Genomic DNA, 23,715 nt, shown 5'->3' on the forward strand with positions numbered 1-23,715 from the left:
TGGAGAGCAAGGACGGACCGGTGATCTGGGAAGACCATTTCTACCCCGAGATCATCGACCCGGACACGGGCGAGGTGCTGCCCGACGGCAGCGAGGGGGAGCTGGTCTTCACGTCGCTGTCCAAGGAAGCCATGCCCATCGTGCGCTACCGCACACGGGACCTGACGCGGCTGCTGGCGCCGACTTCGCGCAGCTTCCGGCGCATGGGCAAGATCGTGGGGCGCAGCGACGACATGCTCATCATCCGCGGCGTGAACCTGTTTCCCACGCAGATCGAGGAGATCGTGCTGCAGAACGCCCAGCTGTCGGGCCAGTACCAGCTGGTGGTCACGCGCGAGGGCAACCTGGACCGGCTGGCCGTGCGCTGCGAGATGCAGCCGGGCACGCAGGGCGACACCGAGGCGCTGGCACTGTGGGTGCAGCAGCGCATCAAGACCCTGGTCGGCGTGAGCGCCGAGGTCGAGGTGCTGCGGCCCGATTCCATAGAGCGCACCCTGGTGGGCAAGGCCCGCCGCGTGATCGACCACCGCAGCCGCTGAGCGCGCACAGGAGTCCCATGGCCCGAGGCCGATCTTCCGGATACGACGACCAGCGCGAACTGATCCTGGGCCATGCCGCCGCGCTGTTCGCGCGCAGCGGCTACCCCGGCACTTCGATGAACGAGGTGGCCCAGGCCTGCGGCCTGTCCAAGCCCACCATCTACCACTACTTCCGCGACAAGTACGCGCTGCTGGTGGACATCACCGATGGCCACATGACGCGGCTGCAGGCCCTGGTGGACGAGGTGCAGGCCATGGGCCTGCCGCCCGAGCCGCGGCTGCGCATGCTGATCGAGCGCTTCGTGCAGGAGTACGCCCATGCCCGGCATGCCCACCGCGTGCTGACCGAGGACGTGCGCTTCCTGCAGGACGAGGACCGCCAGCGCGTGGTGGGCAAGGAGCGCGCCGTGGTCGAGGCCTTTGCCCAGGCGGTGGCCCAGCTGCGGCCGGACGCCGACGGCGCGGGCCTGTCCAAGGCGCTGGCCATGCTGCTGTTCGGGATGATGAACTGGATGTTCACCTGGCTGCGGCCCGACGGAACGCTGGACCACGAGGCCATGGCCCCCGTGGTGGCCGACCTGTTCCTCGGAGGCTTGCCTGCCGTGCAGACCCCAGGCAAACCCGTGCATCAAACCGCTGGCAAAAAAATAGTTACCACGGTAAATTGTGGCGCCTGACGGCACCGCGCCCCATCCAACACAAAGGAGACAGACATGAAGCGCATGACAAAACTGGGCCTGCTGGCCGCAACCCTGGCCACGGTCTGGGGCTCGGCCCTGGCCGACATCAACGTGGGCGTGGTGGTCTCGGCCACCGGGCCGGCCGCGTCGCTGGGCATTCCCGAAAAGAACACGGTGGCGCTGATGCCGCGCACGGTGGCGGGCCAGAAGGTCAACTACATCATCCTGGACGACGCCTCCGACACCACGGCGGCCGTGGCCAACACGCGCAAGCTGATCAGCGAGAGCAAGGTCGACGTGATCCTGGGCTCCAGCATCACGCCCAACTCCCTGGCCATGGTGGACGTGGTCTCCGAGGCCAAGACGCCCATGATCACGCTGGCGGCCTCGGCCAAGATCGTCGAGCCCGTGGATGCCAAGAAGTTCTGGGTCTTCAAGACGCCCCAGCACGACGCCATGATGGCCGCCGCCATCGGCGAGCACATGGCCAAGGCCGGCATCAAGACCGTGGGCTACATCGGCTTCAACGACGCCTATGGAGAAAGCTGGCTGCAGGAATTCCGCAAGGTGGCCGAGGCCAAGGGCCTCAAGCTCACCGCCACCGAGGCCTATTCGCGCAGCGATACCTCGGTCACGGGCCAGACGCTCAAGCTCATGGCGGCCAAGCCCGATGCGGTGCTGATCGCCGGCTCGGGCACGCCGGCCGCGCTGCCGCAGAAGTCGCTCAAGGAGCGTGGCTACCAGGGCAAGATCTACCAGACCCACGGCGTGGCCAATGCCGACTTCCTGCGCGTGGGCGGCAAGGATGTGGAAGGCACGCTGCTGCCCGCCGGCCCCGTGCTGGTGGCCCACCAGCTGCCCGACAGCAATCCGGTCAAGAAGTCCGCCGTCTCCTATGTGGAGGCCTACGAGGCCGCCAACGGCAAGGGCACGGCTTCGACCTTTGGCGCGCATTCCTGGGATGCGGGCCGCGTGCTCGAAGCGGCGATTCCCGCCGCGCTCAAGAAGGCCCAGCCCGGCACGGCCGAGTTCCGCGCCGCCCTGCGCGATGCGCTGGAGCAGACCAAGGACGTGGCCGGCGCCCACGGCATCTTCAACATGACGCCCACCGACCACCTGGGCCTGGACCAGCGCGCGGCCGTCATGGTCAAGATCGAGAACGGTACCTGGAAGTACCAGCCCTGAACCTGCAGGCCTGAGGCCGCAGCGGCTGCCGCACCTGGTGGCGGCCGCTGTGGCGCTTGGCCGCGTCTGCTCGAAAGTCGATCATGGATCTGCAAATCGCCCTGCTGCTGGGGCAGGACGGCATCGTCAACGGCGCCGTCTACGGCCTGATGGCGCTGGCCCTGGTGCTGGTGTTCTCGGTCACCCGCATCATCTTCATCCCGCAGGGGGAGTTCGTCGCCTTCGGCGCGCTCACCCTGGCCATGATGCAGGCCGGACGCGTGCCCACCACGCTGTGGCTGCTGCTGGCCCTGGCCGCCGCCGTGCTGGTGGTGGACCTGCTGCGCTGGCGCGCGGGCAGCCAGGTGAGCTGGCCCGCCACCTTCCTGTGGTGCCTGGCGCTGCCGGCCATTGCCGTGGCCCTGGCCTGGGGGCTGCGCCCGTCCTCGCTGATGCTGCAGGCGCTGGCCACCCTGGTGCTGATCACGCCCATGGGGCCGCTGCTGTACCGCCTGGCCTACCGGCCGCTGGCCCATGCCTCGGTGCTGATGCTGCTCATCGTCTCGGTGGCCATGCACGGCGTGCTGGTCGGCCTGGGGCTGCTGTTCTTCGGGGCCGAAGGCTCGCGCACCCCCGCGTTTTCCGAGGCGCAGCTGCGCCTGGGCGACATCACGATCTCGGGCCAGTCCCTGGTGGTGGTGGGCGTGACCCTGGTGCTGGTGGCCCTGCTGTTCGTGTTCTTCGAGCGCTCCATGATCGGCAAGGCGCTGCGCGCCACGGCCATCAACCGCGTGGGCGCACGCCTCATGGGCATTCCCACGGCCATGGCCGGCGACGTGAGCTTTGCGCTGGCCGCGCTGATCGGCGCCATCTCGGGCCTGCTGATCGCGCCGCTGACCACGGTGTACTACGACACCGGCTTTCTGATCGGCCTCAAGGGCTTCGTGGCCGCCATCGTGGGCGGGCTGGCCAGCTACCCGCTGGCCCTGGCCGGCGCGCTGCTGGTCGGGCTGCTGGAGGCCTTCTCGTCGTTCTGGGCCAGTGCCTACAAGGAGGTGCTGGTGTTCACGCTGATCATCCCGGTGCTGTGGTGGCGATCGCGCAATAGCCACCATGTGGAGGAAGAAGAATGAGCGCCCCCGTTTCCTCGCAGGCCGCGGCGCCTGCCAAGGCCGCCTCGGGCGGCATCAGCACGCGCGTGCTCACGGTGGCCGCCATTGCGCTGCTGGCCGCGTCCTGGGGCTTCCTGCCCGATTTCACCGTCGTCATCCTCAGCTACATCGGCCTGTTCGCCATGGTGGCGGCAGGCCTGGTGATGCTGACCGGCGTGGGCGGCATGACCTCGTTCGGCCAGGCGGCCTTCGTGGGCATCGGCGCCTATGCCACGGCCTGGGTCTGCACGGCGCCGGCCTCGGTGGCGGCGCTGGGCGGGCTGGTGGGCGCGGCGGGCCTGCCCTGGGTGGGCCTGGCGCTGGGCCTGCTCATCACCTTCGTCGTGGCCTGGCTGCTGGGCGCGGTCACGGTCAAGCTGCAGGGCCACTACCTGCCGCTGTGCACCATCGCCTGGGGGCTGAGCCTGTACTACCTGTTCGGCAACATGGAATTCCTGGGCGGGCAGACCGGCATCACGGGCATTGCGCCGCTGGTGATCGGTGGCGTCTCGCTGGCCTCGCCGCGCGCCATGGGCGTGGTGATCTGGGCCGTGCTGCTGGTGGCGCTGTGGCTGCTGCACAACCTGCTGGACTCGCGCGAGGGCCGGGCCATCCGCGCGCTGCGCGGCGGCCGCGTCATGGCCGAGTCCATGGGCATCGACACGGCGCACTACCGCGTCAAGCTCTTCGTGTTGGCGGCCCTGCTGGCCACGCTCTCGGGCTGGCTCTACGCCCACATGCAGCGCTTCGTGAGCCCGGCGCCCTTCAACCTCAACGTGGGCATCGAGTACCTGTTCATGGCCGTGGTCGGCGGCGCCGGCCACCTGTGGGGCGCGGTGCTGGGCGCCACGCTGATCACGCTGATCAAGCAAAAGCTGCAGGACATATTGCCGGCTCTGCTGGGCACCAGCGGCAACTTCGAGGTCATCGTCTTCGGCCTGCTGATGGTGCTGGTGCTGCAGCGCTTTGCAGAAGGCCTGTGGCCCACGCTGCAGGCGCTCACGGCGCGCTGGGTGCGCCGGCCCGTGTCTGATCTCAAGCTGGCGGACGCTGCGCCGCTGGCGCAGCGCGCGCTGCCCGCGGCGGGCCAGGTGCTGCTGGCGGCCGAGCATGTGACCAAGCGCTTTGGCGGCCTGGTGGCCAACAACGATGTGGCCATGACGCTCAGGGCCGGCGAGGTGCATGCGCTGATCGGCCCCAACGGCGCGGGCAAGAGCACTTTCTTCAACATGATCTCGGGCGTGGACTCGCCCACCGAGGGCCAGGTGCGCTTCATGGACCAGGCCATGAACGATGCGCCCTCGCGCCGCTTTGCCGCCCTGGGCCTGGGCCGCACCTTCCAGCATGTGCGCCTGCTGGGCCAGCGCAGCGTGCTGGAGAACGTGGCCGTGGGCGCGCACCGGCGTGCGCACCGGGGTTGGCTGGCCTCCATGCTGCGCCTGGACCGGGCCGAGGAGGCCTCGGTGCTGGCCGAGGCGCGCCGCCAGATCGAGCGCTGCGGCCTGGGCGCCTTCGCCGACGTGCCGGCCGCCTCGCTGGCCCTGGGCCAGCAGCGCATCGTGGAGATCGCACGCGCCCTGGCCGGACAGCCCGCGGCCCTGCTGCTGGACGAGCCGGCAGCCGGCCTGCGCCACCTGGAAAAACAGGCCCTGGCCGACCTGCTGCGCCAGCTGCGCGCCGAGGGGCTGGGCATTCTCGTCGTCGAGCACGACATGGAGTTCGTCATGAATCTTGCGGACCGCATCACGGTGCTGGAGTTCGGCACCGTGATCGCCGAAGGCACGCCGGCCCAGATCCAGGTCAACCAGCGCGTGCTGGATGCCTACCTGGGCGGCGGCGACGACGACGAGGCAACCGGAGAGACGGCATGAGCGACACCCTTTTGCAGCTCAAGGGCCTGAGCGTGTCCTACGGTCCCGTGGAGGCGGTGCACCAGGTGGATCTGGATGTGCGCAGCGGCGAGATCGTCACCGTCATCGGCCCCAACGGCGCGGGCAAGACCACGCTGCTGTCGGCCGCCATGGGCCTGCTGCCCTCGCGCGGCGAGATCCATCTGGACGGCAAGCGCATCGCACGCCCCGGCGTCGAGGTCATGGTGGCCAACGGCGTGGCCCTGGTGCCCGAAAAGCGCGAGCTGTTCGGCGAGATGTCGGTGGAGGACAACCTGCTGCTGGGCGGCTTCTCGCGCTGGCGCCGGGGCCTGCGCGACCAGGCGCAGCGCATGGACGAGGTCTTCGCCATCTTCCCGCGCCTGAGGGAGCGGCGCCCGCAGATGGCCTCCACCCTGTCGGGCGGCGAGCGCCAGATGCTGGCCATCGGCCGCGCGCTGATGGCGCGCCCGCGCCTGCTGCTGCTGGACGAGCCGTCGCTGGGCCTGGCGCCGCTGATCGTGCGCGAGGTGCTGCAGGTCGTGGCCGGCCTGCGCGACCACGGCGTCTCGGTGCTGCTGGTCGAGCAGAACGCGCGCGCCGCCCTCAAGGTGGCCGACCGTGCCTACGTGCTGGAGATGGGCGCCGTGGCCCTCAGCGGCGCGGCCAGGGAGCTGCTGCACGACCGGCGCATCATCGATACCTATCTGGGGATGGGGCGCAGTGCGGAGGCGGCGGCCGCATAAGTGAGTGGAGTGAGCGCTGTTGTCTGGTTCTGGTGACTGTGTTGTGGTCGTGACATACAGGCATGCCGCCAAGTCATCCAAGTCAATCCACCGCCAGCATCAGCGCTTCATCTCATCCAGATAATCCTGCCTTGCCTTGTTGATGCTTTGGGCGACGCTGTTGCCTGGATAGTCTTTGATGTATCCCGAAATATAAAACAAGTATCTTTCGCGGGCGATGGGGTCTATGTGGTTCAAGAATTTTTCGTCCCGAAATGCGGACTGCAGCGCCAGCATTTCCCTGGGGTCAGCCATCCTTGTCTGAATGAGATTTTCAAGCGTTTTATGAAAAATCGCTTCGTCAGGAGCATACGCCTTGAGGGATTTCAGCCAATCCTCATATCTGAAGACATCTGAAAATCCCAGTTCATGGATGCCACCACCCAATTCCGGTTTGGCGCCGTTTACCATGTCGAAAATGGCATTCCTCTCGGCAGCGGAGATGCTGTTGGGCAGTTCAAGGTTGCTGCCTAGATTGCCCAGCAGTACATCACGGCCATATTTATTTCCTGATTCCAGAACTTCCTTGATGATACTTGCAGGGGCATCCGCCGAGATTGAAAGCATATGGGCCAATTCGCCGTAATACTCGTTTGCGGTCAGGGTTTTATCGTCGAAGGAATTTTTCAGACGAGCACGAGTGTCAGGGAAATTTCCCTCCCTGGAGTAGCTGAAAACTGCTTGTTTCTTTTTTTCGAGAAGTTCCTCCATGCTGACCGATGCAGTGCCTTGCGCCGTTGAAGATGGCGCCCTGTGTTCGCTTGCCAGCATACCCGTCTGCGGATTGATGGGCTCCGATGAGTTGGTATCTAGGTAGACATATAAGCCTATTGCCGAGGCAGTGGTGATCAAGACTGCCACTAATATGATCATATTATTGTTCGAAGACATATCTACCAATTTCTTTGTTGAAGGTTTGCATGCACATTGGCCGGAGCAATGATTCTGTTCCACGCGATTTGATAGCTCATTTGTCATCGCAATACGCTGCCTGAAATTTCCTTGCCATGCCGGGAGATTTTTCCAGAGATTGGGCTTTTGAGATGATTTTCCCTTGCGATTTATAGTTTGCAATCCCGAATTGTCTTGAAAAATTCTAAGAAAACGCAGAATTTGAAGTGAGAAGGGTGTTTTAATTTTTCTCTGTTATTTTCTGGGCAAGGTGTATTGGAAGTTTTTTGGGGGATGTATGGAATACGGCTGAATCTGAAAATGAGGACGCAGCCTATAAGAATATTCTGATATTTCACAAGATTTGCTCGGATAAATCCGTGAGTGGCTTATGAACGCTGCCTTGGCAAGAGCACCGCCACAGGCAGGCAAATGCACGCCCTGGTTGACAGGGTGGTGTGTGAAAAGGAGGGTTGTCGCCCGTTATCTGATGGGGACGGATTTCCGGAGCCTTGGCGAGAGGACGAGTTGTGCAAGTCGTCAATGCCACACGCTGGTGTATGCGCTCGGCCGTCTAATTTGGAAATGGTCCATCGGTTGAACCCTAGGCACATCTGTCAATTCATGACAATACCGAAACAGGTTGCGGTTCCCAAAGGCGCACCGGTGACGCCATTCGACCTGAGATCCAGGTAGAGGACCGCTGCCTATGACCATGAACGCCATGCGCTGGTGATCCGAAGGCTTGGGAATCAGGGGCGGGCCGGGCGGTCCTGCGCCCGCAAGCTTGGAAAGGTAAAGGCTTGCCAGGTAGGGCCGTCTGGGAGGTGTGGTGGATTTGCTGAACGGGGCTTGGCCACTGTGGATGTCTTGCCTGGGGCGCACGGGAATTCCCAGCAAGGCGGCATCTGTCCCCTGGATTTGCTGGAAGTGCCGACCACCGGCGCAAGGGCCTGCTGAGGTCGGGCACTTTCATGGAGTCATCGCCGCTCGGGGCGGCGAGGGCTCGCTCAGTCCAGCTTGATGTTGTTGGCCGCGATCACCCGACCCCACTTGCCGCGCTCGGCGCGCACGAACTGGCCCATCTGCTCGGCGCTGCCGGGCATGGGCTCCACGCCCATGGCGGCCAGGCGTGCCTTGGTGCGGGTGTCGGCCAGGGCCTGCTGCAACGACTGGCTGAACTTCTTGACCACCTCGGCCGAGCTGCCCGTGGGCACGACGATGCCCTGCCAGGCATAGCCCTCGAAACCTTTCAGACCCTGCTCCTGCAGCGTGGCGACCTGGGGCAGCACGTCCACGCGCGCAGGGCTGGCCACGCCGATGGCCTTGAGCTTTTTCTCGCTCAGGAAGGGAATGATGGTGGCGCTGTCGGCCCACATGGCGGGAATCTGGCCGCCGACCACGTCCTGTACGGCAGGGGCCGCTCCGCGGTAGGGCACATGGGTCATGTTGGTGAGGCCCGCCTGCTCCCGGAACAGTTCGCCCACCAGATGGTGGGGGCTGCCCAGTCCGGCCGAGCCCCAGCTCACGCCGGTCTTTTGCTGTTTGGCCCAGGCCAGGAATTCGGAGAGGTTGGTGGCGGGCACATCGTTGTTGACCACCAGCAGCATGGGAAAGCGCACCAGCATGCCCACGGGCTTGAAGTCGCGCTCGGCGTTGTAGTTGAGCTTGCTGAACAGGAAGGGGTTGGCCGCCAGCGTGGCGAAGTCGGCCGTGAACATGAGGTTGCCGTGGTCGCGCGAGCGGGCGCTGTACTCGGCCGCGATGTTGGTGCCTGCGCCGGGCTTGTTATTGATGACGATGACCCGCTCCATGTTGCGGCCCATGGCTTCGGCGATGACGCGGGCGACCACGTCCGAGCCGCCGCCGGCCGCATAGCCCACGACCCATTCCAGGGGCTTGTCCTGTGCCAGGGCGGCAGGCCCTGCGGCCAGGGCCAGGCCCGAGCAGGCCAGTGCGGCCAGAAACTGCTTGCGTTGCATCCTTGTCTCCATGTTGTATGCGGCGCCCTTGTGAGATGTCCAAGGTGTGAGGCGGGCGCCTTTGTGGGGATGGCAGGCCGCCGCACGGGCGGCGGCGCGCGGCTTCAGGCGGCCGCGTGCACCGGGGCGACCGGTGTCACGGCGCCGCGCTCGGCCGGGTCCGCGCCGGCAGGCGCAAGTCCTGCGCTGGCGCGGGCCAGTTCGAGCGCATGCAGCAAGGTGCCCTGGTGGCCGATGTGGTTGGCCAGCAGCAGCACGAGGCGGGCATTGAGGGCATGGCTTTGCGCGGTATCGAGCCCCTGGTGGGTGGCGATCAGGGCTTCGTAGAAATCGTCGCAGGCCTGCAGGTTGGGGTGGGTGGACAGCAGCATGGCGGTCTCCTGTGGATAGGGCGTAAGAGGTTCAGGCCGTGGCGGCGGCGCCGCAGGCTCTTTGGAGAGCGGCGCGCACGCCGGCCTCGTCGGGGCGGCGCCAGCGCGCGCAGACATGCTGGTCGGGCCGCAGCAGGTAGCTGGTGCCGGGGCGCGCATCCAGGCGTCTGGCCGCCAGGCCGCGCGCATCGATGAGGTCGGCGTCAGGTGCATGGGCCTCGCCCTCTGTCGCGATGGACAGGTTGAGCACGCCGGGCAGCGCCTGCGCCCAGGCCGGCGTGGGGCCGAAGTGCAGCAGCGTGAAGTCCGGGCCCAGGGCGCGCAGCAGCCAGGCCGTGCCGTCCACGCCGGGCCGGCGCATGGGCGCATCGGCCAGCACGGCGCCGGGCAATTGGGTGCCGTCGAAGGTGTCGGTGTCGGGCGTGTTGAGCGCCGAGCCATGCAGCGTGGCCGGCACGGACAGCCGCCCGCTGTTGACGATGCGGCGCGCGAATTCATGGTCGCGTGCCAGGTCGAGCACGGCGTCGCGGAACAGGCGGCTGATCTCGCTCTTGGGCGTGATGAAGTCGGTGGCGCGCGTGGAGTTGCGGATGTTCTCGTCGGCCGCGTATTCGCGCTCGGCGCCATAGGTGGCGATCAGCGAGGCATCGGCCTGGCCGCGCAGCACGCGGTCCAGCTTCCAGGCCAGGTTCTCGGCATCCTGCACGCCGCTGTTGGCGCCGCGTGCGCCAAACGGCGAGACGCCGTGGGCGCTGTCGCCCGCGAAGACCACGCGGCCATGGACGAATCGGTCCATGCGCAGGCAGGCGAAGGTGTAGACGCTGGCCCATTCCAGCTCGAAGGGCGCGTCCTTGCCCAGCAGGGCGCGGATGCGGGGAATGATGTTCTCGGGCTTTTTCTCTTCCTCGGGATCGGCGTCCCAGCCCAGCTGGAAGTCGATGCGCCAGACATCGTCGGGCTGGCGGTGCAGCAGCACGCTCTGGCCCGGGTGGAAGGGCGGGTCGAACCAGAACCAGCGCTCGGTGGGGAATTCGGCATGCATCTTCACGTCGGCGATCAGGAAGCGGTCGCGGAAGATGCGGCCATGGCTTTCCTGGCCCAGCAGGCCGCGCAGCGGCGAGCGCGAGCCGTCGCAGGCCAGGACCCATTGCGCATCGATGCGGTAGCTGCCGTCGGGCGTCTCCACGGTCAGCAGCGCGCCCTCGGCCTGCGGCTCGAGCGCCGTGACCTTGCTGTGCCAGCGCAGGTCGATCAGCGGCAGCTGCAGTGCGCGCTCGACCAGATAGGCCTCGGCGTAGTACTGCTGCAGGTTGATGAAGGCCGGGCGCTCGTGGCCGTCCTCGGGCAGCAGGTCGAAGCGGTACAGCGGCTGGTCCTTGAAGAAGACCTTGCCCAGGTTCCAGGACACGCCCTTGTCCACCATCGCCTGGCCCACGCCCAGGCGGTCCCAGATCTCCAGCGTGCGCTTGGAAAAGCAGATGGCGCGCGAGCCCGTGGACAGCCGGCAGTCGTTGTCCAGCAGCACCACGCGCTGCCCGCGCTGGGCCAGGTCGATGGCCAGCGACAGGCCTACGGGGCCGGCGCCGACGATGACCACGGGATGCCGGGCGGGCGTGTCCGCACCGGCGTCCTGGTCGGCATGGCGCTCGTAGGGGATGTGGATGGCCTGTATGTCTGCGCCGCTGCCGCGCAGCGCTTGCAGGGAGATGGCGGGGTGGGACATGGGGTTCGTCCTCTGTCGTGGGCGTATGAGAGAGAAAAGGCGCAGCCATCCCCGCCGGCATCAGGGAATGCCGGTGCGCGGGCGGGTGCGATGGGCAGGCGTGCCGGTGCTCAGGACCGGCACGCCGCCGTGGTTCAGCCTTCGAGCGCTTCCCACATCTGGCGGTCGCGCTCGGCGGTCCAGATGCGCGGGTCGGCATGGCCCGAGGCCTCGTCGTAGGCGCGGGTCACATCGAAGGGCATGCAGTGGTTGAAGATCACCCACTGGCCGTACTTGGGCTGCAGCTTGGCGAAGGCGGCCTCGTAGACCTTGCGCAGGTCCTGCTGGGCGTCGGCGCCGGCCTTGACCTCGGTCCACAGGTCGCTGATGAAGTCGCGCGTGCCGGCCAGGCCGGCCTGCACCTCGGCCGGCGTCTGCAGCGCGGCGCCCCGGCCTGGCACCAGCTTTTCGGGCTGCAGGGCGGCGATGGCGTCCAGCGTGTGCGGCCAGTCCTGGAAGTAGGCATCGCCCGCATAGGGCGTGGCGCCGAACTCCACCAGGTCGCCGCTGAACAGCACCTTGTCCTGGGGCAGCCAGACCACGGTGTCGCCCTTGGTGTGGCCGCGGCCCAGCTGCAGGATCTGCACTTCCAGCTTGCCCAGCCACAGCGTCATCTTGCCGGTGAAGGTGAGGGTGGGCCAGGTCATGCCGTCGGGCACGCTTTCCACGTTCTGGAACAGGCGCGGAAAGCGGCCGATCTCGCTGGCCTTGTCCTGCTCGCCGCGCTCCACGATCAGGTCATAGGTGTCCTGGCTGGCAATGATGTGCTCGGCGCCTTCCGCGAAGAAGGCCGAGGCGCCCAGCACGCGCACCGCGTGGTAGTGCGACAGCGTGACGTACTTGATGGGCTTGTCGGTGATCTCGCGGATGCGGCGGATCACGTCCTGCGCCATGACGGGCGTGGCCTGGGTGTCGATCACCATCACGGCGTTGTCGCCAATGATGATGCCGGTGTTGGGGTCGCCCTCGGCCGTGTAGGCGTAGGCGTGCTCGGAGAGCTTGTCGAAGCTGACCTGCTTGATTTCGAGGTCGGCGGCGGAGGCAAAGGTCTTGGTGGTCATGGGCATCCTGCTTTTGAAATGGACAAACGCATTTGTTTTTATCGAATGCCTGAATGCTAGGGAAAAATTCAACATTGAACAATTCGTTTGACATAGTGAAAAACCCTCGGAGCCGCAAACTCCGGGTTCCAGCCTTCACAATGCCTGCCATGTCCGATGCCGCCTCTTCCCCGAACAGCCCCGTCTTCCTTCCTGACAGCAGCGATGACGAGCCCGCGCGCGGCCCGCGCGGCATCCAGAGCGTGGAAGTCGGCGGCCAGTTGCTCAAGGCACTGGCACGCACGGGCCGGCGCATGGCGCTCAAGGATCTGGCGCGCGAGGCCGAGATGACGGCGGCCAAGGCCCACCCCTACCTGGTGAGCTTTTGCAAACTGGGCCTGATGGAGCAGGACCGCGCCAGCGGCCACTACGGCCTGGGGCCGCTGGCCATACAGATGGGGCTGATCAGCCTGCAGCAGGCCGATCCCGTGCGCCTGGCGATCGCCGAGCTGCCCGCGCTGGCGCAGGAGGTGGGCAGCACGGTGTCGATTGCCATGTGGAGCGGCCAGGGGCCGACCATCATCCGCGTGGAAGAGGGGCCCACCCATGTCTATGTGGCCATGCGCCACGGCACGCCCGCATCGCTGCGCCACACGGCCACGGGCAAGATCTTTGCGGCCTTTGGCGAGCCCGGGCGCATTGCGCCCCTGCTGGACGCGGAAGGCCACAGCCTGGAGGAGCCCGCCTTTGCAAAGGAGCTGGCCGCCATCCGCGCCAGCCGCCTGAGCCGGGTCGAGAACCAGCTGCTGTCAGGCGTGAGCGCGCTGGCCGTGCCGGTGTTCGACGGCTTTGGCCAGCTGGTGCTGGCCATTGCCGCCATCGGCCCCTCGGCCACGCTGGACCTGGACCCCCAGGGCCGGCCGGCCCGGCTGCTGCAGGCCCAGGCGCGCAGCCTGTCCCAGCGCCTGGGAGCGCCGGCCCAGGCCTGAGCGCGCAGCCCCCGGTGGGGTTCAGTGGCGCTTGGTCAAGGCTCAGTGCGTGAGCAGCAACTGATCCCGGGCAGGCGCACGCCCTTCCAGCGTGAAGCCGGCCACCGTGCGCGACAGGTGGTGGGCCTGCTCGTTGAGCACGGACGATGCGGCGGTGGACTCCTCCACCAGCGCGGCGTTCTGCTGCGTGGCGCGGTCCATGTCGGCCACGGCCTGGTTGATCTGGCCGATGCCCACGCTCTGCTCGGTCATGGCGCCGTTGATCTCGACAATGATCTGGGAGACGCGCTGGATGCCGTCCACGATCTCGCCCATGGTCTGGCCGGCCGCGCGCACGCGCTCCGTGCCCATGGCCACGCTGGCGCCGGAGGCGTCGATCAGGGTCTTGATCTCCTTGGCGGCCGCCGCGCTGCGATGGGCCAGGCTGCGCACCTCCGAGGCCACCACGGCAAAGCCCCGGCCCTGCTCACCGGCGCGGGCGGCCTCGACGGCGGCATTGAGCGCCAGGATGTTGGTCTGGAAGGCGATGGCGTCGATGACGCCGATGATCTCGCCGATCTTGGACGAGGCCCGGGAGATGTCGTCCATGGTGCTCACGGCGCTGCCCACCACGTCGCCACCCTTGGTGGCCGAGCTGCTGGCCGACTGCGCCAGGCGCGTGGCCATGGCGGCCGCCTCGGCCGACTGGCGCACATTGGCCGTCAGCTGCGACAGCGAGGCCGAGGTCTCCTGCAGGCTGCTGGCCGAGGATTCGGTGCGGTTGGACAGGTCCAGGTTGCCCAGCTTGATCTCGTCGGTGGCGGTCTTCATGGACTCCACGCCGTTGCGCACATCCTTGAGCACGGTGCCGATCTGCTCGACGAAGCCGTTGAAGGACGAGGCGATCTGCGCCACTTCGTCATTGCCCGACACCGGCAGGCGCTGCGTCAGGTCGCCGCCGCCCGAGCCGATCTTGTCCATGGCGTCGCGCACCTGGGACAGGCGCCGGAAGGACTGGGCCGTCAGCGCCGCCGCCACGGCCGTGGCCAGGCAGGCCAGCAGCACGATGGCGATGGCCAGCGTCTTGAGCACGCTTTGCAGGCCGGTCGTGGCCTCGGCCTTGTCCAGCGCCACCACCAGCAGCCAGTCCGTGCCTTGCACCGGGCGGGCCTTTAGCAGCTTGGCGCTGCCGCCCAGGTTCACTTCCAGCGGCGCCGTGGCGCTGGCCAGCGCGGTCAGCGCGGCCGGCGTCAGCAACTCGGAGATGTCGGAGGTGGGCTTGAGCAGCAGCTTGGCATCGGCATGCGCCAGCACCTGGCCGTCACGGCTGACCACGAAGCCCAGGCTGCCGGGCGTGGGGCGGATGGCGGAGACCACCTCGCGCACGCCCTCCAGCGGCACGGCGCCGCTGATCACGCCCTGCAGCGCGCCGCCGCGCAGCATGGGCGCCACGAAGGCCACATAGGGCACGCCCGTGGTGGAGTCGCCATAGGGCTTGGTCAGGGCCAGCTTGCCGGCCTGCACGGCGCTCTTGTACCAGGGGCGGGCCGTGGGGTCGTAGTCGGGCGGAGTGCTGGTGGTGGACTTGTAGGTCTTGTCTTCCCAGCCCACCGTGGTGATGGGAAAGCCGCTGGCCTGGCCCATGTGGGCGGCAAAGCCCTGCGGGTCGCCGTGCTCGATCACGGCGGCGGCGGCGCTGACGGCGCGTGCCTTGGAGGCCACCCACTGGTCGATGGCCATGGTGTTGCCGGCGGTGATGGCGTCCAGGTCCTGTTCAATGGTCTGGAAAGTGCTGCCGCGAACGATGTGGTACGTGGCAGCCCCCGTGATGGCAAGGGCGCCGACCACGGTGGCTGTGCTGATGGCAAGGATCTTGGAGCGAAGGGTCTGGAGCATGGCGCGGCAAGGGAAGACTGAGGACTCCGCAAGCCGCAATGGCCGGGCATGCGGCCCTGTCATTAACGCACAATTTGTTTCATTTTTTGACGACATGCCAACCCTGTGGTGGCGTGCACCAACTTGCGCGCAGCACCTGTCATAGAGGCATTTGCTGCAGTGCACCATTGCAGTGCGGTGTGACATGTTGCTGTAACGCAACCGTCGCGGGACTTTCATGGCCGCTTTCCACAATGGCGGCACGCAGGCAAACCGAGTGGCACAGGCAGGTCACCGACTGCGTCCAACATGACGAGGAAGGCGGGCATATGGACGTTCTTGACACCCTTCGCAACGCGGCGATCGAGATCGCCAAGCCCCCGCTTTCCGCGCTTCTCCAGCCACCCCAGGCCGCGGACAAACCGCTGCGGCTGGACGTGCGCTGGGCCCGGCACCTTGACGAAGTGCGACAGGTGCAGCGCCTGCGCCACGCGGTGTTCGCCGCCGAGATGGGCGCCGTGCTGCAGACGCCGCTGGCCGGGCACGACATCGACGCCTTCGACGACTTCTGCGAGCACCTCATGGTCTGCGATGCCGACAAGGGCGTGGTTATCGGCACCTACCGCCTGCTCACTCCCACCCAGGCGCTGCGCGCCGGGGGCCTGTACTCCGACCAGGAATTCGACCTGGGCCCGCTCGCCGCCTGGCGCCCGCGCATGGTGGAGCTGGGCCGCAGCTGCGTGCACGCATCGCACCGCCAGGGCGGCGTGATCCTGGCGCTGTGGGGCGCGCTGGCCGAATTCATGCAGCGCAACCGGCTCGACGCCATGGTCGGCTGCGCCAGCATTCCCATGCAGTACCCGGGCCTGGCCCACGGCGAGGGCCCGGCGCGCGTCTGGCAGCAACTGCGCCAGACCCATCTGGCCGAGCCCGAGCTGCAGGTGCGTCCCCGCGTGGCCCTGCCCGAGGAGCTGGCATCCGTCAGCACCAGCGGCATGAGCGTGGAGCCGCCCGCGCTGATCCAGGGCTACCTGCGCACGGGCGCCAAGGTGCTGGGCGCGCCGGCCTGGGACAGCGACTTCAACACGGCCGACCTGCCCATCATGATGCGCATGCAGGACCTGCCTTCGCGCTACCTGCGCCTGTTCACGCGGCGCGGCTGAGGCCGTCGCAGCGTTTTGGGGAAATTGGGAATTTTCGGAAAGAGAGGGCGGAGCCGGCTTCTTGTGCAATGGGCCGGACCGTGATGTGCATCACAGGGCTGTCACAAAGACCGTGCATGATGCTGGATGTGGGCTGAAGCAGACACCCGGACGGAGGCAGGTAACCTGCACCGGACTGACCGGGCCTTGGTCCACGCCAATTGCAGGCCGCAGCCTTTTCGGGGCTGCGGCCTTTTTCATGGGCAATTCCTGAGTTACCGGGCGGTGGGCGGGGCATCGGCCAGCAGGCGCTGGTGTTCGATCTTCACGCAGCGGTCCTGCACGGTCCACAGGCCCGCAGCGCGGGCCAGTTCCAGGGCCTTGTCGTTGACCACGCCCAATTGCAGCCACAGGCAGCGCGCGCCGACGGCAACGGCCTCGGCGGCCAGCGGCGGGATGTCCTCGCTCTTTCGGAAGCAATCGACCATGTCGATGCGCAGGCCCTGTGCGGCCAGCGCGGCCGCAGCGTCGGCCAGGCTGGCATGGACGGGCTCGCCCAGGATGCTTCCGCCTTCGCGTGCCACCACGGGGTTCACGGGAACGATGCGGTAGCCGTGGCGCTGCATGTACTGCGAGGCCTGGTGGCTGGGTCGGTCGGGCTGCGGCGACAGGCCGACCACGGCCAGGGTGCGGCACTGCACGAGGATGTCACGCAGGCGGGAGTCTGTTGCTGTATCGCTCATGCGCCGCAGTGTACGCAGCGCCTGCCGTTCAGGCGGGCAGGGCTGTCGCGTCCGCAGCATGGCGCCGGCGCAGCACCATCCCCCAGCCCAGCCCCAGCACGGCGGCCGTGGCCGAGGCCAACAGCACGCCCAGCTTGGCGGCATTGAGCAGGGCCTCGCTGTCAAAGGCCAGCGTGGCGATGAAGATGGCCATGGTGAAGCCAATGCCTGCCAGCAGGCCTGCCAGCAGCGTGTCGCCCCAGCCCATGCCTGGCGGCAGCGCGCACAGCCGCAGGCGCACGGCCAGCCAGCAGCTGATCAGCACGCCCAGCGGCTTGCCCAGCACCAGGGCCAGGGCCACGCCCCACATCACGGCCGAGGTGCCCGCCGCATCGATGCCAGCGGTGCCCGCCCCCTGCAGCGGCACGCCGGCATTGGCCAGCGCAAACAGCGGCATCACGCCAAAGGCCACCCAGGGATGCAGGTCCGCCTGCACGCGCTCCACGGGCGCGGCGCTTTCGCGGCCGGCCAGCGCATGCACGGGCGTCACCAGGCCCAGCACCACGCCGGCCAGCGTCGGATGGGCGCCGGTCTGCCAGATGCCCCACCAGAGCACGGCTCCCGGCAGCACATAGGCCCAGGCGCGGCGCACGCCCAGCGACTGCAGCAGGAACACGCCGGCCAGGCCGGCGGCGGCCACCAGCAGCTGGCTCCATTGCAGCCCGCCCGAATAGAACAGCGCAATGATGAGCACGGCCACCAGGTCGTCGATGATGGCCAGCGCCAGCAGGAACACGCGCAGCGCGGGCGGCAGCCCCCTGCCCAGCAGGGCCAGCACGCCCATGGCAAAGGCGATGTCGGTGGCCGTGGGCACGGCCCAGCCATTGCGCAGCGGCGGCGCGGCATTGAAGGCCAGGAAGATCAGCGCCGGCGCCACCACGCCGCCCAGCGCGGCCATCACGGGCAGCAGCGCCTGGCGCGGCCGGGCCAGTGCGCCGGAATGCATCTCGCGGCGTATCTCCATGCCGACCACGAGAAAGAACACGCTCATCAGCGCATCATTGACCCAGAAATGCAGGGATTGCGACAGCTGCCACGGGCCCAGGCCCACGCTCAGCGGCGTGTGCCACAGCGCCTCGTAGGAGCCGGCCCAGCCGGAGTTCGCCCAGACCAGGGCGGCGGCCGCTGCCAGCAGCAGCACGATGCCGCCCGCGGCCTCGGCATGGGACCAGCGGGACAGGAAGGCGCCGACGCGATCGGCGAAAGACAGGAAAAGGGGCGTGCGCGGGCCGGACGGCCGCGGGGTCGTGTAGGTGTTCATGTGCAAAGCAGCAAAGGGGCCTTGCGGCCCCGGTGCGCAGGCGGCCCGACCTGCGCTATCAACACCTGTCCTGCCGCCCCATGCGGTCTGGACACCCAGCCGCCATTATAAAAGAAGCCCCCACGCCCCCTTTGCTGCGCAAGGTCCGCTGCCCCCCGAGGGGGCCGCTTTTTGCCTTGGGGCGGCCCGGCGGCAAAAAATCGGCGGCCGGGACCCTTGCCCAAAACCCTGCGGATTCAGGGCCTGGGCGGTTCGTTGCGCGAGACGCATTCGGCCAGCAGCCCCAGCGAGGACAGCGCAATCATGAAGACCAGGAACACATAGGCCGCCGTAGCCACACCCAGGCTCATGCTGAAGCCCCATTGCAGCACCGAGCAGGCCATGCCGGTCTGCGGATACATGGCCGTGCATTGCGATGCGGCCGGCATGTGCACGTACCAGGTGATGGCCACCAGCATGGCGCCCGCCACCATGGCGGCGTTGGCCCAGGGATGGGTCTGCGGGTGGTAGAGCGCATAGATCAGCGCCACGGGAACGGCCAGGCCCCAGGCGAACATCATCAGCCAGCTGAACACCGGCGAGACCGCCAGGATGGACTGCAGCCACTCCATCTTGGGCAATCCGTTGACGAAGCCCAGCAGATCCCACACAAAGGGCAGGACGATCCCCGCCACAGCCAGGCTGGCCAGTCCCAGCGCCAGCAGCAATCCCTTGCCGCGTGAACGATGGTGCACCCCCGAAGGGTGCGAATGGGTGATCAGTGCATGCATGGCCCACCTCCTGTGTCGTGCAGGGCGGGCAGTTGCCGCGCGGGCGGGTCCGGAGTCGGGCGGCAGCCGCGGCGCCTAGCGTTCGGATTGCGGTATTCCCCGGATGGATCCAGTCTAGGACGGCGTGCACTGCAACAGATGTAGGTCTTGCACCTACCCAAAATCGGGGTTTGTCCCAGGAGGGGGTGCCGTCAAAGCGCGGCCAGCGCCCCCAGCACCTCGCCCTTGGACAGCAGTTCGCTGAGCACCACCGGCGGCTTGCCCGGCGCATGCACCACATAGACGGGCACGCCGCTGCGGCCCAGCTGCTGCAGCGCGGCGGTGATGGCCGGGTCGCGCCGCGTCCAGTCGGCGCGCAGCAGGGTCACGCCGTGCCTGTCGAAGGCGGCCAGCACCTCCTCATGGTTGAGCGTGGTGCGCTTGTTGACCTGGCAGGTCACGCACCAGGCGGCCGTGTAGTCCACGAACACGGGCTTGCCCGCCGCCTGCAGCTCGGCCACGCGGGCGGCCGACCATGGCTGCCAGCGCTGGCCTGCAGCGGACGCCATGCCCGTGCCCTCCGCCTGGGCAGGTGTGGCGATCAGCGGTGCGGTGGTGGCCAGCAGCGCGCCCCCCAGCACCACGGCCAGCGTGGCCAGCACGGCCCGCGTGCGGCCCTTGAGCGTCAGCGTCCAGACCAGGGCGCTGAAGGCCAGCAGCAGGGCCAGCAGCGCGGTGGCGGCGTCGATGCCGCTCTGGTGCCCCAGCACCCAGACCAGCCAGACCACGGTGGCGAACATGGGAAAGGCCATGGCACGGCGGAAAGTGTCCATCCAGGCGCCAGGGCGTGGCAGCCAGCGCACTACGGCGGGAGCGAAGCTGGCCAGCAGATAGGGCAGGGCCATGCCCAGGCCCAGGGCGGCGAACACCGTCAGCGCCTGCAGGGCCGGCATGTCGATGGCAAAGCCCAGCGAGGCGCCCATGAACGGCGCCGTGCAGGGCGAGGCAATGGCCACGGCCAGCACGCCGGACAGAAAGGCATCGGCCACCGGGTGGCGCGCATGCGCCGCAGCCCAACGCCCGGGCAGCATGGAGCCGAACTCGAACAGGCCTGCCAGGTTCAGGCCCAGCAGGGTGAACAGGGCTGCCAGCAGGGCCACGATGGCCGGCGACTGCAACTGAAAGCCCCAGCCCAGCTGCTCGCCTGCCGCGCGCAGCGCCAGCAGCAGCCCGCCCAGGGCCAGGAAGGACAGGACCACGCCGGCCGTATAGGCCAGCCCGCCCAGGCGCTGGGCGCGGCGGTCCTGTCCATGGCGTGCAAAGCCCAGGATCTTGATGGCCAGCACCGGGAAGACGCAGGGCATGAGGTTGAGGATCAGTCCACCCACCAAGCCACCGAGCAGGGCCATCCACAGGCTGGTGGCGCTGGCAGCAGGCGCAGCGGCCTGGTTGGCCGCCAGGGCCGCAGCCAGTGCGGGCGAGACGCTGGCCATGGCGGCAGCCGTCCAGCGGCCCTCGACCGGGGCCTCGGCGCGCCAGGCCACGGGCTGGCCCTGCTCCAGCGCTGCGGCGCGCTCGGCGGGCGGCAGGGCCAGGACCACGGGCAGCTTGGCCGGAGTGTCGCCGCGCATGTCGGACAGCGGCAGTTCGGCCACCCAGGCTGTGCCGTCCCAATGCTGCTGCCAGTCCTTGCCCAGTTCGGCCGCGTGGTGGAAGGTGTCGGAAGATTCGGGATAGAAGTCCAGCGTGCGGCCCTGCAGGGATTCAGGCAGGCCCTCGATGCGCAGCTGCACGCGCTCGTCGGGCGTCCTGCCTTCTGCTGCTGGCTGGCTGGCCGGCACCACCTTGGCCTGGGCCGGCGCGGACAGTGCCTGGGGCTTGAGCGCCCAGGCCTGGGTGAAGGCCTGACCCTGGCCTGCCGTGCTGCCCTGCACGGGCAGCTGCAGCTGGAAATCGCCTTCCTCGGGAATGCACTCCACGCGGCAGACCAGCCAGTTCGCGTGCAGGCGCAGGTCCAGCATGCCGGACGCGGGCGGCTTGAAGTCGGCGGCCACCTGCACGGGCACGGGCAGCAGCACCTGGCCCTCATAGCCGTAGTTGAGCAGCGGGCCCACGCGCAGCGCCTCGGGCACGGGCCACTGGATCTCGCCCGCCGTCAGGCCCGCAGGCAGCTGCCAGTTCAGCTCGGTGGCCAGGCCGGAGTCACCGGCGTTCTTCCAGTAGGTATGCCATTCGGGCTGGTGGGTGATCAGCAGGCCCAGCCACAGTGTCTGGCCAGGCTGTACGCCTTCGGGCGCCTGGGCCACGAGTTCGGCGCGCACGCGCGGCGTGTCCACGGTCGCTGCCGCCCCGCTGCCGGTTTTCAGGCGGATCTGCGCGCCGGCCTGGAAGGCCAGCAGGCTGGAGGCGGCCAGAAGGAAGGCAAGAAGCCAGAAGGCGAGGCGCTGGGGTGCGGTGTGGCGAGGAGGCGTTTGGAGTGGCATGGCGGACTATGGGAGCCCGGGGCGGGATCTTTGGTTCCCCTGGCTACAGGCGGCGATGGTAGCGGCCATGCGCCATGGAATCCTCTGTGCGTTGTTGCAAGACGATTGGCAAAAGATATCGTTGCATAGGCGCTTGGTATTGGACAGGCGATAGGTCCGTTGCCCATCATGGACCGGCCACCCATCCGGGATAGAGCAACACAAGGAGACAAGCCATGCAGGAGACATCTCGCCGCCAATTCCTGGCCGCCGGCGCGGCAGCGGCCGCCGGCGCGGCAGCGGCCGCCGCCTGGGGGCTGCCGCAGCACGCGCGCGCGGCCGCTGCCTATCCCGACAAGTCCGTGCGCGTGATCGTGCCCTTTCCCGCCGGTGGCACCACCGACGTGGTGGCGCGGCTGGCCATGCAAAAGCTCGGGGAGCTGACCGGCCAGTCCTTCGTGGTGGACAACAAGGGCGGTGCCAACGGCGTCATCGGCACGGAACTGGCCGCCCGCGCCACGCCCGACGGCTACACCCTGCTGATGAACACGGCCGGCGCGCAGACCCTGAGCCCGGTGCTCTACAAGACCAGCTACGAGGCGCTGGCCAGCTTCGAGCCCATCAGCCATCTGTGCGACGTGGGCTTCGTCCTCATTGCGCGCAAGGACCTGCCCGTGAACAGCCTGCAGGAGCTGGTTGACATGGCCAAACAGGGCAAGCCGCTGAGCGTGTCCTCGGGCAGCAGCATGATTTCGCTGATCACCGAGCAGTTCAAGAAGGTGATTGGCGCGCCGGGCATCGTCAACGCCCAGTACAAGGGCACGGCGCCGCAGATGCAGGCCGTGGTGGCGGGCGAGGTGGATTTCTCGTTCGACTCCTTCACCTCGGTGGAGATGATCCGCACGGGCAAGGTCAAGGCCCTGGCCGTGCTGCTGCCCCAGCGCGCCGAAGTCTTTCCCCAGGTGCCCACCATCAAGGAGGCCGGCGTGGACGGCATGGGCTTCAGCTCCTGGTCGGGCCTGCTGGCGCCAAAGGGCACGCCCCGCGACATCGTGGCCCAGCTCGCGCAGCAGATGGACAAGGTCATGCAGATGCCCGACGTGCTGGCCAAGCTGCGCAGCTACAGCTATGTGCCGCGCCGGGGCACGCCCGAGGAGTTCGCGCGGCTGATCGAATCCGACAACGAGCGCTGGAAGCGCATCGTCAGGGAATCCAACTTCAAGGTCGAATGAGACGCGGGGCGGGGGCTAAGATCATGGCCATGCCAAGCTCCCCGCCTCCACACACGTCCCTCGGTACCTGGCCATCGCGCTGGTGGGCCGAAGTATCGGCGCGCGATTTCGCGCTGGCCCAGGCGGGGCTTGCCGCGGAAACCGTGGCGGTGCTGCCCGTGGCCGCCGTGGAGCAGCATGGGCCGCACCTGCCGCTGTCCGTCGATGCCCGCCTGCTGCAGGGCGTGATCGATGCGGCCCTGCCGCTGCTGCCGGCCGACCTGCCCGTGCTCTTTCTTCCTCCTCAGAACATCGGCTTCAGCGTGGAGCACCAATCGTTTGCCGGCACGCTGACGCTGTCGCCCGCCACGGTGATCGCGCTGTGGACCGAGCTGGGCGCCTGCGTGGCGCGGGCCGGCGTGCGCCGGCTGCTGTTGCTCAACGGCCATGGCGGACAGGTCAGCGTGATGGACATCGTGGCGCGCGAGCTGCGCATGCGCCACGGCCTGCTGGTCTACAGCAGCAGCTGGTTCGGCTTGGTGGACGATGCGGCCAATGCGCAGTTCAGCGCGCATGAGCACCGCTTCGGCATCCATGGCGGCGAGGTGGAGACGTCGATGATGCTGCACCTGGCGCCGGAGACCGTGCGCATGGAGCATGCGCGGGACTTTCATTCCACTTCGCAGGATCGGGCGCAGCGGCATGCCTTGCTGGGCAATGGGCGAAGCGCCAAGATGGGCTGGGCCATCGAGGATTACAACGTTTGCGGCGCCGTTGGCAATGCAGCCGGGGCTGCGGCCGAGCGTGGTGCAGCCATGGTGCAGGCGTCGGCTAGAGGGCTGGTGCAGTTGCTCTCGGAGATGCATGCCCTGGCCCCAGATACGGTGGGGCGGGCGCCGGAGCCGTTGTAGGTTTGTTGCGGGTTCGTTTTTGGACCCTGCCGGAAGGTGGTTTTTCGAGGCCGGGTCTCGGCCCGGCGGCCGACCTACTTTCTTGCGGCGCAGCAAGAAAGTAGGCAAAGAAATGCGCCCA

19 protein-coding genes and 1 pseudogene are annotated in these 23,715 nt (G+C 67.7%); 10 read left to right on the top strand and 10 right to left on the bottom strand.

From position 1 onward, the window contains the following. The 6 genes and pseudogenes from DTS01S_RS28680 to DTS01S_RS28705 all read left to right on the top strand — a co-directional run. Positions 1–539 (top strand): annotated as a pseudogene (locus tag DTS01S_RS28680) (phenylacetate--CoA ligase); the annotation flags it as partial. Positions 540–556: 17 nt separating this feature from the next. Next, positions 557–1,216 carry a TetR/AcrR family transcriptional regulator gene (locus DTS01S_RS28685; protein ID WP_016449263.1) on the top strand — a complete coding sequence of 220 codons (660 nt, stop codon included), beginning with the start codon at positions 557–559 and terminating at the stop codon, positions 1,214–1,216. Positions 1,217–1,252: 36 nt separating this feature from the next. Continuing rightward, positions 1,253–2,404, top strand: coding sequence for an ABC transporter substrate-binding protein (locus tag DTS01S_RS28690; protein ID WP_016454722.1), 1,152 nt, complete (start codon positions 1,253–1,255; stop codon positions 2,402–2,404). An 83-nt stretch (positions 2,405–2,487) separates the two neighbouring features. Then, complete coding sequence (locus DTS01S_RS28695; RefSeq protein ID WP_012202505.1) at positions 2,488–3,516, top strand: branched-chain amino acid ABC transporter permease; 1,029 nt, start codon at positions 2,488–2,490, stop codon at positions 3,514–3,516. After that, positions 3,513–5,405 carry a branched-chain amino acid ABC transporter ATP-binding protein/permease gene (locus DTS01S_RS28700; RefSeq protein WP_017406074.1) on the top strand — a complete coding sequence of 631 codons (1,893 nt, stop codon included), beginning with the start codon at positions 3,513–3,515 and terminating at the stop codon, positions 5,403–5,405. Before DTS01S_RS28695 ends, DTS01S_RS28700 begins: the two co-directional genes overlap by 4 nt. Then, a complete protein-coding gene (locus DTS01S_RS28705) occupies positions 5,402–6,148 on the top strand; it encodes an ABC transporter ATP-binding protein (protein WP_026062564.1) in 747 nt (248 codons plus the stop codon). The genes DTS01S_RS28700 and DTS01S_RS28705 overlap by 4 nt, the downstream gene beginning before the upstream one ends. Positions 6,149–6,247: 99 nt before the next feature. Here the strand turns inward: DTS01S_RS28705 and DTS01S_RS28710 are convergent, their stop codons facing one another. The 5 genes from DTS01S_RS28710 to DTS01S_RS28730 all read right to left on the bottom strand — a co-directional run bounded on the left by DTS01S_RS28710 (position 6,248) and on the right by DTS01S_RS28730 (position 12,254). Beyond that, entirely contained in the window at positions 6,248–7,078 is an 831-nt protein-coding gene (locus DTS01S_RS28710) for a hypothetical protein (protein WP_254788067.1), read from the bottom strand. Positions 7,079–8,088: 1,010 nt separating this feature from the next. Next, a complete protein-coding gene (locus DTS01S_RS28715; RefSeq protein ID WP_061290030.1) occupies positions 8,089–9,060 on the bottom strand; it encodes a Bug family tripartite tricarboxylate transporter substrate binding protein in 972 nt (323 codons plus the stop codon). Between the two features lie 104 nt (positions 9,061–9,164). Next, positions 9,165–9,431 (bottom strand): DUF2783 domain-containing protein, encoded by a 267-nt coding sequence (locus tag DTS01S_RS28720; protein WP_013800326.1) that lies wholly within the window; start codon positions 9,429–9,431, stop codon positions 9,165–9,167. 31 nt (positions 9,432–9,462) lie between these two features. Beyond that, on the bottom strand, positions 9,463–11,154 hold the full coding sequence (locus DTS01S_RS28725) for an FAD-dependent oxidoreductase (protein ID WP_034368449.1): 1,692 nt from the start codon (positions 11,152–11,154) through the stop codon (positions 9,463–9,465). A gap of 134 nt (positions 11,155–11,288) precedes the next feature. Next, on the bottom strand, positions 11,289–12,254 hold the full coding sequence (locus DTS01S_RS28730) for an MBL fold metallo-hydrolase (protein ID WP_017406068.1): 966 nt from the start codon (positions 12,252–12,254) through the stop codon (positions 11,289–11,291). 149 nt (positions 12,255–12,403) lie between these two features. On the opposite strand from DTS01S_RS28730, the gene DTS01S_RS28735 reads away from it, so the two are divergent. Beyond that, entirely contained in the window at positions 12,404–13,222 is an 819-nt protein-coding gene (locus DTS01S_RS28735; RefSeq protein ID WP_016449271.1) for an IclR family transcriptional regulator, read from the top strand. Between the two features lie 42 nt (positions 13,223–13,264). On the opposite strand, the gene DTS01S_RS28740 is transcribed toward DTS01S_RS28735, so the two are convergent. After that, positions 13,265–15,097 carry a methyl-accepting chemotaxis protein gene (locus DTS01S_RS28740; protein WP_017406066.1) on the bottom strand — a complete coding sequence of 611 codons (1,833 nt, stop codon included), beginning with the start codon at positions 15,095–15,097 and terminating at the stop codon, positions 13,265–13,267. A 308-nt stretch (positions 15,098–15,405) separates the two neighbouring features. Between DTS01S_RS28740 and DTS01S_RS28745 the strand changes: the two genes are divergently transcribed. Continuing rightward, positions 15,406–16,239, top strand: a complete 834-nt coding sequence (locus tag DTS01S_RS28745; RefSeq protein ID WP_026062563.1) for a GNAT family N-acetyltransferase — start codon at positions 15,406–15,408, stop codon at positions 16,237–16,239. Positions 16,240–16,493: 254 nt separating this feature from the next. Here DTS01S_RS28745 and DTS01S_RS28750 read toward each other — a convergent pair whose 3' ends face one another. The 4 genes from DTS01S_RS28750 to DTS01S_RS28765 all read right to left on the bottom strand — a co-directional run bounded on the left by DTS01S_RS28750 (position 16,494) and on the right by DTS01S_RS28765 (position 21,493). Further along, complete coding sequence (locus DTS01S_RS28750; protein WP_026062562.1) at positions 16,494–16,961, bottom strand: CoA-binding protein; 468 nt, start codon at positions 16,959–16,961, stop codon at positions 16,494–16,496. A gap of 28 nt (positions 16,962–16,989) precedes the next feature. Further along, on the bottom strand, positions 16,990–18,261 hold the full coding sequence (gene nhaA / locus DTS01S_RS28755; protein ID WP_017406063.1) for a Na+/H+ antiporter NhaA: 1,272 nt from the start codon (positions 18,259–18,261) through the stop codon (positions 16,990–16,992). A gap of 236 nt (positions 18,262–18,497) precedes the next feature. Further along, entirely contained in the window at positions 18,498–19,031 is a 534-nt protein-coding gene (locus DTS01S_RS28760; RefSeq protein WP_016449276.1) for a hypothetical protein, read from the bottom strand. Between the two features lie 191 nt (positions 19,032–19,222). Continuing rightward, positions 19,223–21,493, bottom strand: coding sequence for a protein-disulfide reductase DsbD family protein (locus DTS01S_RS28765; protein WP_017407002.1), 2,271 nt, complete (start codon positions 21,491–21,493; stop codon positions 19,223–19,225). Positions 21,494–21,708: 215 nt separating this feature from the next. On the opposite strand from DTS01S_RS28765, the gene DTS01S_RS28770 reads away from it, so the two are divergent. Continuing rightward, entirely contained in the window at positions 21,709–22,704 is a 996-nt protein-coding gene (locus tag DTS01S_RS28770; protein ID WP_061290033.1) for a Bug family tripartite tricarboxylate transporter substrate binding protein, read from the top strand. Positions 22,705–22,733: 29 nt separating this feature from the next. Further along, entirely contained in the window at positions 22,734–23,594 is an 861-nt protein-coding gene (locus DTS01S_RS28775; RefSeq protein ID WP_061290036.1) for a creatininase family protein, read from the top strand. Positions 23,595–23,715 lie beyond the last annotated feature (121 nt).

This window comes from Delftia tsuruhatensis NBRC 16741, assembly GCF_001571325.1.
Classification (GTDB): Bacteria; Pseudomonadota; Gammaproteobacteria; order Burkholderiales; family Burkholderiaceae_C; genus Comamonas; species Comamonas tsuruhatensis.

Coding starts and splice junctions, on each gene's coding strand:
- DTS01S_RS28685 (WP_016449263.1), top strand. CDS start 557: ATGGCCCGAGGCCGATCTTCCGGATACGACGACCAGCGCGAACTGATC.
- DTS01S_RS28690 (WP_016454722.1), top strand. CDS start 1,253: ATGAAGCGCATGACAAAACTGGGCCTGCTGGCCGCAACCCTGGCCACG.
- DTS01S_RS28695 (WP_012202505.1), top strand. CDS start 2,488: ATGGATCTGCAAATCGCCCTGCTGCTGGGGCAGGACGGCATCGTCAAC.
- DTS01S_RS28700 (WP_017406074.1), top strand. CDS start 3,513: ATGAGCGCCCCCGTTTCCTCGCAGGCCGCGGCGCCTGCCAAGGCCGCC.
- DTS01S_RS28705 (WP_026062564.1), top strand. CDS start 5,402: ATGAGCGACACCCTTTTGCAGCTCAAGGGCCTGAGCGTGTCCTACGGT.
- DTS01S_RS28710 (WP_254788067.1), bottom strand. CDS start 7,078: ATGTCTTCGAACAATAATATGATCATATTAGTGGCAGTCTTGATCACC.
- DTS01S_RS28715 (WP_061290030.1), bottom strand. CDS start 9,060: ATGCAACGCAAGCAGTTTCTGGCCGCACTGGCCTGCTCGGGCCTGGCC.
- DTS01S_RS28720 (WP_013800326.1), bottom strand. CDS start 9,431: ATGCTGCTGTCCACCCACCCCAACCTGCAGGCCTGCGACGATTTCTAC.
- DTS01S_RS28725 (WP_034368449.1), bottom strand. CDS start 11,154: ATGTCCCACCCCGCCATCTCCCTGCAAGCGCTGCGCGGCAGCGGCGCA.
- DTS01S_RS28730 (WP_017406068.1), bottom strand. CDS start 12,254: ATGACCACCAAGACCTTTGCCTCCGCCGCCGACCTCGAAATCAAGCAG.
- DTS01S_RS28735 (WP_016449271.1), top strand. CDS start 12,404: ATGTCCGATGCCGCCTCTTCCCCGAACAGCCCCGTCTTCCTTCCTGAC.
- DTS01S_RS28740 (WP_017406066.1), bottom strand. CDS start 15,097: ATGCTCCAGACCCTTCGCTCCAAGATCCTTGCCATCAGCACAGCCACC.
- DTS01S_RS28745 (WP_026062563.1), top strand. CDS start 15,406: ATGGACGTTCTTGACACCCTTCGCAACGCGGCGATCGAGATCGCCAAG.
- DTS01S_RS28750 (WP_026062562.1), bottom strand. CDS start 16,961: ATGAGCGATACAGCAACAGACTCCCGCCTGCGTGACATCCTCGTGCAG.
- nhaA (WP_017406063.1), bottom strand. CDS start 18,261: ATGAACACCTACACGACCCCGCGGCCGTCCGGCCCGCGCACGCCCCTT.
- DTS01S_RS28760 (WP_016449276.1), bottom strand. CDS start 19,031: ATGCATGCACTGATCACCCATTCGCACCCTTCGGGGGTGCACCATCGT.
- DTS01S_RS28765 (WP_017407002.1), bottom strand. CDS start 21,493: ATGCCACTCCAAACGCCTCCTCGCCACACCGCACCCCAGCGCCTCGCC.
- DTS01S_RS28770 (WP_061290033.1), top strand. CDS start 21,709: ATGCAGGAGACATCTCGCCGCCAATTCCTGGCCGCCGGCGCGGCAGCG.
- DTS01S_RS28775 (WP_061290036.1), top strand. CDS start 22,734: ATGCCAAGCTCCCCGCCTCCACACACGTCCCTCGGTACCTGGCCATCG.